This window comes from Acetobacter senegalensis, assembly GCF_001499615.1.
In the GTDB taxonomy this organism is placed as follows: domain Bacteria; phylum Pseudomonadota; class Alphaproteobacteria; order Acetobacterales; family Acetobacteraceae; genus Acetobacter; species Acetobacter senegalensis.
This window is the reverse complement of record NZ_LN606600.1, coordinates 3,583,093-3,596,470: the sequence shown is the minus strand read 5'-3', so window position 1 is coordinate 3,596,470 and position 13,378 is coordinate 3,583,093. Positions and strand designations below refer to the sequence as shown.

The 13,378-nt window shown below is 51.7% G+C and carries 10 protein-coding genes and 1 pseudogene; 3 read left to right on the top strand and 8 right to left on the bottom strand.

What is annotated here, in order from left to right; genetic code table 11:
- Positions 1-250: 250 nt before the first annotated feature.
- Positions 251-411, bottom strand: a pseudogene (locus ASN_RS20600) (transposase); the annotation flags it as partial.
- On the opposite strand from ASN_RS20600, the gene ASN_RS19770 reads away from it, so the two are divergent.
- Positions 394-741 (top strand): carbohydrate porin, encoded by a 348-nt coding sequence (locus tag ASN_RS19770; RefSeq protein ID WP_407922288.1) that lies wholly within the window; start codon positions 394-396, stop codon positions 739-741. The pseudogene ASN_RS20600 and the gene ASN_RS19770 overlap by 18 nt on opposite strands.
- Before the next feature lie 352 nt (positions 742-1,093).
- Here ASN_RS19770 and ASN_RS16530 read toward each other — a convergent pair whose 3' ends face one another.
- The 6 genes from ASN_RS16530 to ASN_RS16505 form a co-directional block, all read right to left on the bottom strand.
- Positions 1,094-1,567: a c-type cytochrome gene (locus ASN_RS16530; protein WP_058988863.1), complete on the bottom strand. Its 474-nt coding sequence runs from the start codon at positions 1,565-1,567 to the stop codon at positions 1,094-1,096.
- A 312-nt stretch (positions 1,568-1,879) separates the two neighbouring features.
- Positions 1,880-2,614: a TetR family transcriptional regulator C-terminal domain-containing protein gene (locus ASN_RS16525; protein WP_058988862.1), complete on the bottom strand. Its 735-nt coding sequence runs from the start codon at positions 2,612-2,614 to the stop codon at positions 1,880-1,882.
- Positions 2,615-2,736: 122 nt separating this feature from the next.
- Complete coding sequence (locus ASN_RS16520; protein WP_058988861.1) at positions 2,737-3,468, bottom strand: pirin family protein; 732 nt, start codon at positions 3,466-3,468, stop codon at positions 2,737-2,739.
- A 10-nt stretch (positions 3,469-3,478) separates the two neighbouring features.
- A complete protein-coding gene (locus ASN_RS16515; protein WP_058989425.1) occupies positions 3,479-4,999 on the bottom strand; it encodes an efflux transporter outer membrane subunit in 1,521 nt (506 codons plus the stop codon).
- A gap of 4 nt (positions 5,000-5,003) precedes the next feature.
- A complete protein-coding gene (locus tag ASN_RS16510) occupies positions 5,004-6,080 on the bottom strand; it encodes an HlyD family secretion protein (protein WP_058988860.1) in 1,077 nt (358 codons plus the stop codon).
- A 16-nt stretch (positions 6,081-6,096) separates the two neighbouring features.
- Positions 6,097-7,734 (bottom strand): MFS transporter, encoded by a 1,638-nt coding sequence (locus ASN_RS16505; protein WP_058988859.1) that lies wholly within the window; start codon positions 7,732-7,734, stop codon positions 6,097-6,099.
- A gap of 120 nt (positions 7,735-7,854) precedes the next feature.
- Between ASN_RS16505 and ASN_RS16500 the strand changes: the two genes are divergently transcribed.
- Positions 7,855-8,778, top strand: coding sequence for a LysR family transcriptional regulator (locus tag ASN_RS16500; protein ID WP_058988858.1), 924 nt, complete (start codon positions 7,855-7,857; stop codon positions 8,776-8,778).
- A 528-nt stretch (positions 8,779-9,306) separates the two neighbouring features.
- On the top strand, positions 9,307-11,580 hold the full coding sequence (locus tag ASN_RS16495) for a TonB-dependent receptor (protein WP_407922306.1): 2,274 nt from the start codon (positions 9,307-9,309) through the stop codon (positions 11,578-11,580).
- A gap of 91 nt (positions 11,581-11,671) precedes the next feature.
- Here ASN_RS16495 and ASN_RS16490 read toward each other — a convergent pair whose 3' ends face one another.
- On the bottom strand, positions 11,672-13,195 hold the full coding sequence (locus ASN_RS16490) for a CYTH and CHAD domain-containing protein (protein ID WP_058988856.1): 1,524 nt from the start codon (positions 13,193-13,195) through the stop codon (positions 11,672-11,674).
- Positions 13,196-13,378: the final 183 nt, after the last annotated feature.

Here is a 13,378-nt window from a genome sequence, read left to right as displayed (position 1 = left end):
GCCAAACAGTTCGTTTACTGAAACAATTGTCTTTCGTGGCTTCTTCTGGAACCCTTCTGGAAATTCATGGAGGGGCGTTTCGGCCTAGCATGAGGCTTCCTATGGCGGTGAGGATTGTTGCCCCTGTCGTGTCGATCCTCTGCTCATAGTCTTTCATCTGTCGGCACTGGCGAATCACTCAGCCCAATGTTTATTCGACGATCCATCGATATGGCGGAATTTCAAGTCCTTTTGCCACGTCGGACCACCAGATGACCTCACGGAAATCGCTCGCCCGTTTCCGGTCATGTCTGTTCGCGGGCGATATCAGGAGCCGACGTGTTCCCATTCCTCATCGGTCAGATCTTAGGGATAGCGTTTTGTCCTGCGTGTAATGGCGGCCATACGGCCTCGTTGTTCTGGTGCCCACATCCTGAGTTTGGGTCACGCGTAAACTTTCTTAAAAACGCGTCACATCAAATTTCCAAAAAGGGCTCTACCGAATTTTATGCACGAGCATTTTTGTTAAGAATTATTCCGGCCCGTCCGCTTGATCGGCTTGGGAGCGTCTATCCATACTATCGGTTGAGCCCAAGAACCACTTGTGATGCATGGTTACGGCAAATAGTGGGAATGTCTATGGGCGACTATGTTAATGCCTCACAAACTTATTCGGCCGTGCCGGATGCGTATTACGGCATTCCAGTCATGCCCGGTTTGGTTATTCTGCCGGGGTTTGAATACATGATGCGCCCCGGTTAAGCATTAGCTGTCCCTAACGTCATCTTAAGGAGCATGACAGTCCATCAGTGCTTCATAATGTAATGTGTTTGCCCAGTCGCCGCCGCAAAATGAGGGCCGCCTTCTTTTCTCTTTTTACGTGGTGTCCTCACGAGCCAGCAATGGCATGCAGCGGCAGAAGAAGAGACATAAAAACCCTCAGAAAAGGCGACTTTGAGAACATGAGGGTATTGTCACGAAAATCCAACGCCGTCAGTCACGAAAAGACTTGCCAGATTGATCTAACAGACTTCTCCAACGTCATTTGACCAGAAGCCCCCATCACTCACGTATTTTTTCACGTAATTGATGGGATGCTTCACAGTAAACACTCTTACGGAATGGGATGTGCTGCATTCAGGGCATTTCGTTCTGCCTGAAGTTCCGCGCCTTTTTTAGGGGTCGCCCGAGCCGTTTTAATGTCGTCTGCCGTAAAGCTAGGTGAAGGTTTGGTGTCTCCCAAAGAGGCAACATATGTCAGAACGGCGGAGATGTCGTCGTCAGAAAGGGTTTTCAACGAGGGCATGAACCCTGCATATGTGACGCCACCAGCTTGAATAGGCCCATGGAGGCCATTTAGAACAACGTCTGCCAGATATGTCTTGCCTTCAGGTGAGGAAGCGATTTTGTCAATGCGGCCTTTTAGCACGGGAAACTGCCCCGGCATGCCGACACCTCCTGCCTGATGACAGACAGAGCAATTGGCATTGTAGATCGCAGCACCATCTGATGCGGCCTTGGCAGAACCCGCCAGAACCGGGACAGTTGCCATAACGCCAGCAAGAAGAAGCAGGCTACGTTTAATCATGATGATTTCCCAACAATCACAGATGTAGAACAGTTACAGATTAGCGCACCTGTACCAAAACGCCAGATGGTGTCGATATCGGCTTATGCCGGGCTGCTTACGTCTCAGTACATAGTAGGATGGTACATCCATACGGAGCGAACCAAGTGCCATAAGCCCCAAGTTGAGCAGGCTACTTTAAACTGGGGCTAACTGACGACACACCGTCGTTTGTTCAATAGCTGCATAACAAGCAAAAATCTTCCGGCACAAGACGAAACAAGAAATTCTGTTGCCGTTTATTCACTCATCGCCCAGCCATATTACAGTGTATTATTTCCGTTTGTTCTTATTCCGTTTTTCTGCGCTTTTGCTTTCTTTTGTCGTATCGTGGACAAGTTGTTTGGTTTGTGGGGGAGTGTCAGCAGTCGCTTCGGTTAGACAAATGGACCCAGCCAGTTGCAGGATCGTGCTGATCCCTTTTTCAAAATCTGCAATATTCAAGCGTCGACGGCCCAGAACTGCGGCAAATTGGACTTGCATATCCGCATAAGCCTGCGTCATGGACCATAAAGTGAACATGAAGTGGGTTGAATCAACGGGCGCGCATAGTCCCTGTTTATGCCAATAATCAAAAACAACAGCTTTCTGCTCAACGTGCTCGCGCAATGTGCTATCAAGAAACGCGCGAACCCTCTCCCCTCCCGCCAGAAGTTCATGCATGAAAAGGCGTGATGCGTCTGGTTTACTGCGGGAAAATGCCATTTTCGAGCGAATATAGCCTTCCAGCCCCACTGCCGGTGTATGCTTGACGGAAATCCATTGATCAGCATCTGCCAGCCATCCTACCAGCAAACGTTGCAATGTGGCCCGGTACAGTTCTTCCTTGCTGCCAAAGTAATAAAGGATATTTGCCTTGGGGAGATCACACGCCTTGGCAATATCGTCTATCCGTGCGCCTGCAAAACCATAAGCCGAGAATATTTTCTCGGCAGCATTGAGAATTTGCTGAGTGTTATTACGTCGAGGGACACCGGGATTTCGCGGTAGGTCAGCTTTCTTTGTCACAGTGCCAAGAACCTTCAGAGCAAATGTATCTTTGCCATGTGATTAGCACTGAATCTTGCTACTGGGGTAGATGGAAAGCATAGGCGCTGGTTAGGCAACTCAAGCTTGGCGGTGCCCCTCCCTCAGGAGGCGACGTCAGCCAGCAGAACTTCTGAATCTTCCTTGGCGATGACAGTGAGCTCTGTAACGCTTTCAAGAGCCACGGCATCTCCTTCATGGAGAGTTTCGCCTTCAATAGTCACGCACCCAGACACCACCAGGAAATAAAGGTCGCGCCCGGGTGTGGTGCTGTACGCTGCGCCTTCCCTGCTCGGAATGGCCGCATGTAGAAGCCGCGCGCGCGCGTTTAACGCGATTGGTGCTCCCTCAACACTAGTTTCCTGTTCTTCCGGATCATCTTCTGGAAATCCGGAAGCAATGATCTGGAAGCCGCCATCCTCGTATTCTGAAAAAGAAGGACGCTTTTCCTGTGCTGGCGTTGTCCCCTCTATATCCGGGTGGAACCAGAACTGAATAAAGGATGCTCCTTGCTCCCCAGCTTTCCACTGCAATGTTGAGCAGCCCGTCCCTGTACTGATGAGATGGAGCCCTTTTGCGCGAATATCTTCTGCGGGAAAATCATCCACGGCCGTTGTGAGTGTGCCTGAGCGAACCCACGTCACGATATCAACAGCAGTTTCCGGCCCGATCTGATAAGAAGTGCGCGGCAGCAACGTAGCATTATTGACGGCTCGCAAGCGTCCTTCATGCGTATGGGCCGGGTCCTGATAATCAGCAAACGCAAAGTAGCAGCGAAGGATCTGGCCTCCAGAATGGCTTGTTCCTAGTGTGTCGGATCGTCTTATTGTCATCATTGGTATGATCTTATGCGTGCTTTTTGGGTGCTTTTTCCGGGTAGATATCTTGCCATCCACCTCCAATTGCACGGTAGAGATTGGCCACAGAGACAGCGACATGGGCTGTAGCATCCGCCAAAGCGCTCTGGGATGAAAGAAGCGCGTTCTGTAAAGTCAGAACATTCAGGAAGTCTGCTGCGCCCTGTATATACTGGGCTTTAGCCGTATCAACTGCAATTTCATTCTCATGCACGGCTTCAGCCAGTTCATCCCGTCGCCTTTGGGCTGCCGTAAAATCGGCCATGGCATCATCAATTTCCTGCCACGCTTTCAGAACGGTGCGTTGGAAAAGTGTTGCTGCTTCTTTCTGCTGGGCACGGCGCAAGTGGAGTTGGCCAGTCAAGCGCCCCCCTTCAAAAATAGGGAGCGTTGCTGTTGGACCAAACCCATACTGGCGAGACGCCCATGAGCCAAGCCCACTGAACTGCAATGCCTGAATATCCAGACTGCCCGAGAGCGTGACACGAGGGAAGAAGTCTGCAATGGCAACGCCAATGCTGGCTGTGGCTGCGTGCAGGCGGTCAGCCGCCATTCTGATATCTGGCCGACGTTCAGCCAGCTCTGAAGGCAGCCCTACCGGCACCGTAGCAGGTACAAGTGGAATATTGCCCGGTTTACCGAGTTCGGCGTCCAAAGCGCCCGGTTCACGCGCCACAAGAAAGCTTAGGGCATTCAGGCTATGTGTGGCCTGTGCCTTGAGGGGCGCAAGGCGTGATGTAAATGTATGCAGTTGCCCCGTTGCTTCTGCCACATCCAGCCGTGTGGCTGCGCCCTGCTGAAAGCGTAAGGTGGTTAGTTTTACGCTGTTGTTGGCTATGTCAATATTATGTTCCAGGATGCCAATCTGCGTCTGCGTCGCGCGCAGATCAATATAATCCTGCGCGGTTTCTGCCATAAGCGAGACCAGAATATCGCGACGCATTTCTTCCGTTGCGTGCATGGCTGCCGTCGCAGCTTCTACCTGTCGGCGAACATGACCCCAGAAATCGACTTCCCATGAAGCGTTCATGCCATATTGTGGCAGGTTGAAAGAAGGATTTCCCACGCTACCAGGTAACGCGGTAGGGCCAAACCCCTGCGTACCTGATGCAATGGTTCCGGCCCCTTCCCGCTCCATGGTCCCCAGCAGCCCTAAAACACCATTGGTACTGGCTCGTTCCCGTCCGTAAGAGGCGTTGGCTTCTGCGTGAGGAAACTGGGCTGCGCTGGCAATCCGTTTTTCTGCCTGACTTTGCATCAGGCGCAGGCTGGCTGCCTTGAGATCCAGATTGGATGCAGCAACCTCATTTTCCAATTGTGTTAACACGGGGTCATTAAAGACCCGCCACCAAGCCGGATCAGTGGATGCCGTGACAACCTGACTTTCTGCAGGGGGCTGTGTTGAACGCCAAGTGGTTGGCGCATGGACTTCAGGCTTGTGATAATCAGGCCCAACGGTACAGCCAGCAAGTGCAAGAGCGGAAAAGCCAGCAAGAAGGAAGCGTTTCATCATCTTACTGCCAGACATAACGGCTGTCATTGGCATGCGCCCCTTCAGGGGAAGAAGCCGTATCAATATTTGCCTCAACCGACATCCCCACGCGTACTTTTTCGGCAAGGGGTTGGCCGGGATCAAAAGTCAGTTTGACAGGGATACGCTGCACTACCTTGGTAAAATTCCCGGTTGCATTGTCTGGTTGAATGGGTGCAAACGCCACACCCGTTGCCGGAGCAAGTGAGTCAACATGAGCTTTAAGCGGTTGCCCGGGAAATGTATCCACCCAGATGGTCGCGCGCTGGCCTGTCTTGACTTTCGTCAATTGTGTTTCCTGAAAGTTGGCCAGAACGTAAGCGGCATGTGTGGGGACAACGGCCAGAATACCTGTGCCCGGATGCACATAATTCCCTACGCGTACCCCACGTTCGCCAACCACGCCGTCAATGGGTGCCGGAATGGTGCAATAGGAAAGGTTCAGTTCGGCCTGCTTCGCGTCGCCCTGCGCGCGCAGAAGAACACCTCGTGCCCGTTCAAGTTGTGCTTTCAAAACAGCTACCTGCCGGATGGAGGCATCAACCGCTGCCTGATCCCGGGCAATCGCTGCTTGTGCTTCTCTTTCCTGCGCTTCCGAATGCTGCTTCTGTTCGATGGTTCCTGCCCCGCCAGACGACAGATTGCGATATCGGGTTGCGTTCTGGCGAGCAAACGTCAGTTCCGCCTCATCGGCCTGTACAGCGGCGCGCGCTTGCGCGATAACAGAATCCTGCCGGGATATTTCAGCTTCCAGATTGGCAACATCACCCTGTGCCGCAAGAACATTGCCTCTCGCCACGTCAAGGGCCGCACGGTAGTCATCGTCCTCAATATGAGCAAGTTCTTCGCCGACGTGAACCTGCTCGTTATCCTGCGCGATCACCCGGTCAATACGTCCCGATACCTTAGGGGCAACAGTAGGAAAATCCGCTGTGACATAGGCATCGTTGGTATATTGATTTATGCCGTCACCGTTGATCAACCGTGTGCCGCCCCAGGCAAGGAGAGCAAGCACACCGGCGGCGCAACCGGCATAAAGAAGTGGTTTTTTGTAAATCATGATCGGTAATTCCGGATTAGCGTGCTGGGGTGGTTGGGGATGGCGCACGCGGAGGATAGACCCGGCGTGGCAGAACAAGGTTCATGGCGGCATAACCAAGACACACCCAGATCAGCAGATAGTAGATATCGTTCAGAGCCAGAACGAGAGATTGCTCATGGACATAGGTGTGGAAGACCTGCAGCGTGTTGTGGGCTACATGCGTGCTATCAGGTGATGTGGCGGAAAGCTGCTGGTTGATGGGATCACCCATGCCCTGCAAGGCAAGACCGTGAGTGCCATGATGATCAAGCAACATGGTGGAATGATACTGCTCGCGCCGACGGCTGAGTGCTGCAAACAGGGCAAAGGCAACAGCATTGGCCAAGCCCTTAAGCATGTTCACCATGCCCGAAATAAATGGACCATCCGCTGGCCCCATAGCCATGGTGGCCAGCATAAGTGTCGGGATGACGGTCATTGGCTGGCCAAAAACCTGAAGGATCTGGATGGGGTAAAAATTATCCCTCACCCAATCTACGGTGAGCCATGTTCCAAGCCACGCGGCTGTTGCCAGACAACACATTCCGCCAGCGAGCACGAAACGGCAATCCACTTTTCGGCTGTTGCAGATGGCAGCAATCAGCGGGAGCATGATAAGCTGTGGCAACGCAACTACCAAAGAAACCGGCGCCGCCTGTATAGGTCGATATCCACGTACCGCTTCCAGATAAGTGGCTGGAATGTCGCCCATAATAGCGCAGATGGCGAGAATGCCGACAAGTGAAAGCAAGGCTGCCTGAATGTTGCGCGAACGCCAGTACTGAATACGGAAATAAGGGCTGGGATGAAACGCCTCGTTGATGACAAATACGATGAACGCTGCTCCCCCCCACAATGCCAGATCAGTAATAATGGGAGAGCGGAACCAATCCAGGCGGTCGCCCTGATACAAAACAATCACCAGCGAGCAGATGGCTGGCAGACCGACAAGCAGACCGAACCAGTTGAATTTCTGGAACCGTTCAAAATGCATGGGGTCACGCGGCAGGCCGTAGGCCATCATCGCGATTGCAAGTGCTGCGGTGGGAATGATCTCCCAATAAAGCCAATGCCAGCCAACATGTTCGAACCAGAAGGCCTCCAGTGGCAATCCAAGGTTAGGCCCGAAAGTGGCGCTCATCGCATACCCACCAATGCCGAATACCCGGATCTCAGGGGGGAGATATTTCAGCATGACGGTCATCAACACAGGCGGTAGGCATCCGCCAGCCAAGCCCTGAAAGGCACGGAGAATACACAGCGACGTCACATCCGGCATGAATGGCGCGGGAATGGAAAACAACGCCATGATTGCCGTCATGAAGATGGAGAAACGGTAGATGGAAAACGTCATGTAGAACCATGGCGTAAAAGCCATGGCGGCAATATTGAAGGCCTCATAAATGGCGATAACCCAGGTTCCTTCATCGTGGCCGATATGCATGGCGCCACGAATGTCAGAAAGCCCGATTTCCGTTACATGCTCATTAAAACCAGCAACATGCACGGCAAGCAGCATGCCCAGACAACCAATGATTGTGCGCAGGCCAAAAGGCGGAATATATGAAGGCCGTGGTGGTGCCGCATGGATGATCGGCTCACCAGCAGCCTGTGCTGGAGTGACAGTATTCATGGAGCCACATGTTCCTGACCTTAAATGGCAGGACAACCCCTATTTCCGGAAAGCGACGACTTCGATTTTCGGAAGGGAAAGTTCTGGTCATTCCATCTGGCAACGTCTATTTCTGAAAGGATGAAAGGTTACGATCTCGACCTCCTGCGTTATCTTCAGGTGCTTGTTGAAGAGAAAAGCGTTTCTCTCGCGGCGCGTCGCCTGAAAGTCAGCGAACCTGCCATGAGCCGCCAACTGGCAAAGCTGCGGAAAGTCTTTGCTGACCCCATTCTGGTTCAGGCAGGACGGCGGATGATCCCGTCCACGTTTGCATCCGGTATTCTGGGGCGCGTTCAGGAACTGGTGCAGAACGCAGATACGCTGATCCAAACCCGTGCGCTGGCCAATCTGGCGAACATGAGCCCCACATTTACCATCCGCGCGAATGATCTTGTTGTGGCAGCACTTGCACTGCCCTTATTGCAGGCATTGAAAAAAGACTGCCCCAGCAGTGAAGTCATCTGGGCACCGGAGATTGAAACAGCCGCATCCGATCCCTTACGTGAAGGTGGTATTGACCTCTACATTGGCGCAACGGAATTGATGAAGCCTGAAATCCGGCGCCAGACACTCTTCCGGGACCGTATGCAGGGGTTGGTTCGTAAAGGGCATCCTATTCTGGATGCCCCGGTCACGCCCGAAAGCATGGTGCGTTATGATTATATCAGTGTCTCTCGTCGCGGACGGGCACATGGGCCTATTGATTGGGTATTGCGCAATCAGTTCGGTCTCACCCGCAATGTTCCCATGGTGGTGCCCAACTATCACTGCATGATTGAAAGTATGAAAAATACGGATCTTATTCTCGCGTTGCCGAGCATTGTCATTGATCATATATCGCTTGATGCACTTTCGTTGGCGTCGTTTGAGTTCCCCCTCTCTCTTCCTAATGTGGAAGCTTTTCAGGCGTGGCATCCGCGGCGTGATATGGATCCCATTCATCGTTGGCTTAGGGAAACATTGTTTCGCGTTTCTCGGCACGTATTTGGGAAAAGCAGCTTTTAAAGCATGCCGTGATGTTGGATTGGCTACTCATTGCAGATAATCAGAATATATAGTCCTAAAAAGCCAATTAAAAAAGATGTTTTCATGAAGCAATAACCATAATGCAGGCATATTTAATATAATAACGGTGTGAATAATATATAATTAATTTCCATAATAAGCGGTAATTGTGGGGAAGTTATCATGCTTCCTCTTCATTGAGGTTGTTTTATTTTCCACAATGTTACGGTAGAGAACTGTTGTGTGGTAAAAAGGCACCACACCCCAATGCTATAGGGGCGTGTCATAAAACTTTAAAAAAAGTCCTGTTTTTTCAAGTGTAAGGAGGGGCCGCGTTAAAACATTCGTTCTATGGAACCCGAGCCCAGCATGCAGAAATTTTTGGCCACATCCGCGTTAATCGGCTTTGCAACACTACCTTTTGCAAATGCGTTTGCCGCAGATACGCTGAGCCCTTCCTCTTCCACCAAGCCGCAGGCGCGGTCTGTCAAACCGGCAGTAGCGGCTGCGTCTTCTTCTCAGCCATCGATGATGGGGTCGACAGCGCCGACGGATCAGGCGCCTGAGAACCTTGATGTAAAAGGGGCGCGGCATCGGTCAGTGGGCGGCGGTCTGATGATCAAGGAAGACGCGGCCAAGTCACGCTCCACCGTCACATCCGAATTCATCCAGAAACAGGCCCCCGGCCTGAACCCCATGCAGCTTATTGAAATGCTGCCAGGCGTGAATACCACCTCCACCGACCCGATGGGACTTTCCGGCGGCCATGTCAGCATGCGCGGCCTGACCGAAAGCCAGATCGGCTTCACGCTGGAAGGCTTCCCCATCAACGATATCGGCAACTATGCCGTTTATCCGCAGGAAATCGTCGATCCGGAAAACCTGCGCACCATCAATGTGGAACAGGGCTCCGCCGATCTCGACAGCCCGCACATCAGCGCCACGGGTGGTGCGGTGAACATGTATCTGCTGGACCCCAAGGAGCGTCTGGGCGGCAAGATTGTCGGCTCCTACGGCAACTATAACGCCCGCCGTATTTTCGGCCGTCTTGATACGGGTTATGTCGGCCACACCAATGTGCGCGGCTATGTATCTTTCTCTGATGCTGTCGAGCAGTCCTGGCGCGGTCCGGGCGGCCAGAACAAGCTGCACGGTGAGACAAAATGGGTCAGCGAATGGGGCAAAGGCAACAAGATCTCCTTCTCTCTGGTGGGCAACCAGTCAACGGGCGTGCTGTTCCCCACCACCTATATGGATACGTGGCAGCAGAAGGGCATTCACAATGCCTACGCCTCAAAATGGGATCCTAAAAACCCCAGCTCCAACTATTATCAGTTGCACCGCAACCCCTTCACCAACATCTACGCCAGTGCGCCCTCCACCTTCACCCTGACCGACAACCTGACCCTGACCGAAACCCCCTATTTCTGGTATGGTAACGGCAATGGCGGCGGCGCCTACAGTGAAAGCCTGACAAAGCAGCAGTACGGGTCCCAGGCCATGACGGGCTCCATTGGTCCCTACAATGCGTCCAACACCAGTTCTCTGCTGCTGTATAATCCGTCAAACACGCAGACCTACCGCCCCGGCGCGGTCACCAAGCTGTCCCTGCATACGGGTATCAACCGTCTGTCCATCGGGTACTGGTTTGAATATTCCAAGCAGATCCAGACAGGTCCCTACAGCCTGATCGATTATGCTACCGGCAAACCTGAAGATCTTCTGGGTGGCGGCCCCAACCTGGTGCTCGCCAACGGGCAGACGGCACAGTATCGTGACACGCTGACCCAGACGCGCATTCACACCATGTTCATTGCGGACAGTCTTTCGCTTCTGCACAACCGTCTGACGCTGGAAGCGGGCCTGAAATATACGGTCGTCAACCGGCAGGGCCACAACTTCCTGCCAGACACCTCAACGGGGCCCTATATCAATGGCTCCTGGCAGCAGCCCCTGCCCGCCGCCTCCATCCGCTTCAAGATCAATGACGAAAACCAGCTGTTTGCGTCTTCAACCACAAACTTCCGTATTCCCATGAATACGTCACTCTATGATTCCGGCGCCTATTATGCGGGCAGCGGCTATTCCACCCATGCCAACGCCAACATGAAGCCCGAAATCTCCATTTCTGAAGAATTCGGCTGGCGTTATCAGGGACCGCTGGTGATGAGCTCCATCACCTATTTCCACTACAACTTCACCAACCGCCTGTATCAGCAGACCGTCACCATGGCCAATGGCGACTATTACAGCCAGAGCATCAATGGCGGGAACTCCCATGCTGATGGTGTGGATGTTGAAGTGGGCACCCGTCCCATCCTCTACCACCTGCGTCCGTATTTTTCGGCGGAATACATCAACGCCCGCACAGACAGCAACGTGGCCGCCGGCAGCGGAAGCGACTATGTATTCAGCAAGGGCAAGTTTGCGCCGCAGACCCCCAAATACTCACTGGCCTTCAATCTTGATTACGATGACGGGCACTTCTTTGCGGGATACGGCCTGAAATACATCGCCAAGCAGTATTCCACCTTCAACAATGACCAGCATATTCCGGGCTATCTGACCATGAACGTCAATGCCGGTTACCGCTTCAAGGACTGGGGGATCATGAAATCTCCCACCCTGCGCCTGAACCTGCGCAACATCACGGACCGCCACTATCTTGGCTATGTGAACGGCACCGCCGCCAACGCTCTGGCCACCACCGGCGTGTATGGCACCAAGATCAAGGGAGGCAGCAGCACCTACTCCATCGCAGCCCCCTTCATGGTCATGGGCAGTGCAAGCGTCGATTTCTAAAACGACGTCAACACACAAAAATGCCGGGGAAAAACCCCGGCATTTTTTATAAATAGAGAAAAACATAGATTTTTTTTGAAAGAAATTAACATTATGCCCAGAAAGGTTTCGTGTCTCTAAATTTTTTCCAGGCATGCTCAAGGGCATGCAATGCCGCTTTTCTGCGTTTTTTATTCAGGCTTCTGACTGAAGAGACGATTGAATAGATTTTAGTATGTGTTTTTCCTATCTCTTTTAATAAAGTGTCGGCGATAGCTGTATCGTTGATTTCTCCAAGATAGTGTTGCTGTTTTTTACAATGATCCATGTACGGTTTTACGTTTTTTCTAGCGTAAAAATTGGAAAAATAGCTTGCACTATAACGCAGTTTTTTTAAGGTTTTTCTAAGAGTGTGAAGTTCTTCTGCTGATAGGCGGCGGATATAGCTTCCCTGTTTTGTTATTTTATGATCAAGCGGTTTAAGAAGGTCTGGAACAAGAGTGTGCAAAGGTGTTCTCAGGAACATTTTTTTGCCAAGGAGGGGGTGACCTTCTATCCACGCCGAAAGTGAAATTATCAAGATTGTTAACGGTTTGGACTTTAGTTCCTGATGTAATAACTCATGAGATTTTCTTCTTTCTTCTTGTGCGATATCAATCAGAATTTTTTTAAGGCTACTGTCAGCAATTTCCATTAACATGTTTGGAAGCGTATCCTGACAAAATACATCCCAATCACGCGCCTTGCCCAGTAAGCGTCCGATACGACGCAACTCTTTCTGGAAATGCTTAAGAGTATGATCGTCCTCATAATGGGCGAACAAGCGCAGGATCGTCCGAACCTGACGGATTGCGACCCGCATCTGATGGATGCCCTCCATCTCGCTTTGTTCTACAGCAGGCAGATTCAGTATTATTCCGTTCAGGCCTGTTCTCGCCAAACTCCGAAACCCTCCGAGCAAGGTAATTTTCCGGCTTAAGTTTTGAAATTTTGTTTTTTTCGAAGGGGGCGCCGATCCCGTTAGTAGGAAATATCCTCTTTCTGCCTTTGAGAGAACGCCCAGGCGGAGCGGATTATCAGCCATAACTTTTAAAGCAAGATCATAAAGAGCTGTCACTGGCCCCCTTTTGAGCTCCAGTTCTAGTTCCTGAAGATCAGTAGCCTTCTCTCCGCTCCGAAGGACTCCGTCATCAAGGGAACATTCCACTAATGCCCCGTTATGTTCAAACGTATGGACTGTTCTGCGAATGTCGGTCGTCCAGACCGGAGCCAGTTTTCCTCTGAAATCCTTCCTCCAGTTCCGTAAAGGCGTGCCTGAAAGCAGATCAAGGTCAGGTTGTTCTGAAGTCACATGCCATTCCCATTCTTTGCGATGGAAATTCAACTGACGTTTGCTCTGCTGAGTTTTCAAGGTCTGAACATACTGCCCACCGGTCTGTCTGACCCGCAGAGAGAAGCCGACCTGCAACAGGTCAAGCTCTGGTGTATCATAATAGGCTGTTACCTGATGCATCTGAGCAGGTGCCGTTCCTGCGGCTTTTAATGCAATGGTATTCTCAAGCAAAGGATATGCATTAGATGGGAAAAGAAACTTCACTTCAATTTCCAACGGAACTGACGCTTTACTGGGAGCCATGGCTTTAATACGGCCCGCTACCAGACCGCTTTCCTGTTCATTTAAAGGAGATCATGAACAGCAAACGTCTCCGTTACAATCGGATGGCAACGGCGCAAAGATTTTCTTCGGAATGAGACTGCGATTGCAGTAGGAAGATCAATCCATACCCCTCAAGCTATTGTATTTAATGGATATATAAGG

Coding starts and splice junctions, on each gene's coding strand:
- ASN_RS16530 (WP_058988863.1), bottom strand. CDS start 1,567: ATGATTAAACGTAGCCTGCTTCTTCTTGCTGGCGTTATGGCAACTGTC.
- ASN_RS16510 (WP_058988860.1), bottom strand. CDS start 6,080: ATGATTTACAAAAAACCACTTCTTTATGCCGGTTGCGCCGCCGGTGTG.
- ASN_RS16500 (WP_058988858.1), top strand. CDS start 7,855: ATGAAAGGTTACGATCTCGACCTCCTGCGTTATCTTCAGGTGCTTGTT.
- ASN_RS16505 (WP_058988859.1), bottom strand. CDS start 7,734: ATGAATACTGTCACTCCAGCACAGGCTGCTGGTGAGCCGATCATCCAT.
- ASN_RS16490 (WP_058988856.1), bottom strand. CDS start 13,195: ATGGCTCCCAGTAAAGCGTCAGTTCCGTTGGAAATTGAAGTGAAGTTT.
- ASN_RS16515 (WP_058989425.1), bottom strand. CDS start 4,999: ATGAAACGCTTCCTTCTTGCTGGCTTTTCCGCTCTTGCACTTGCTGGC.
- ASN_RS16520 (WP_058988861.1), bottom strand. CDS start 3,468: ATGATGACAATAAGACGATCCGACACACTAGGAACAAGCCATTCTGGA.
- ASN_RS16495 (WP_407922306.1), top strand. CDS start 9,307: ATGATGGGGTCGACAGCGCCGACGGATCAGGCGCCTGAGAACCTTGAT.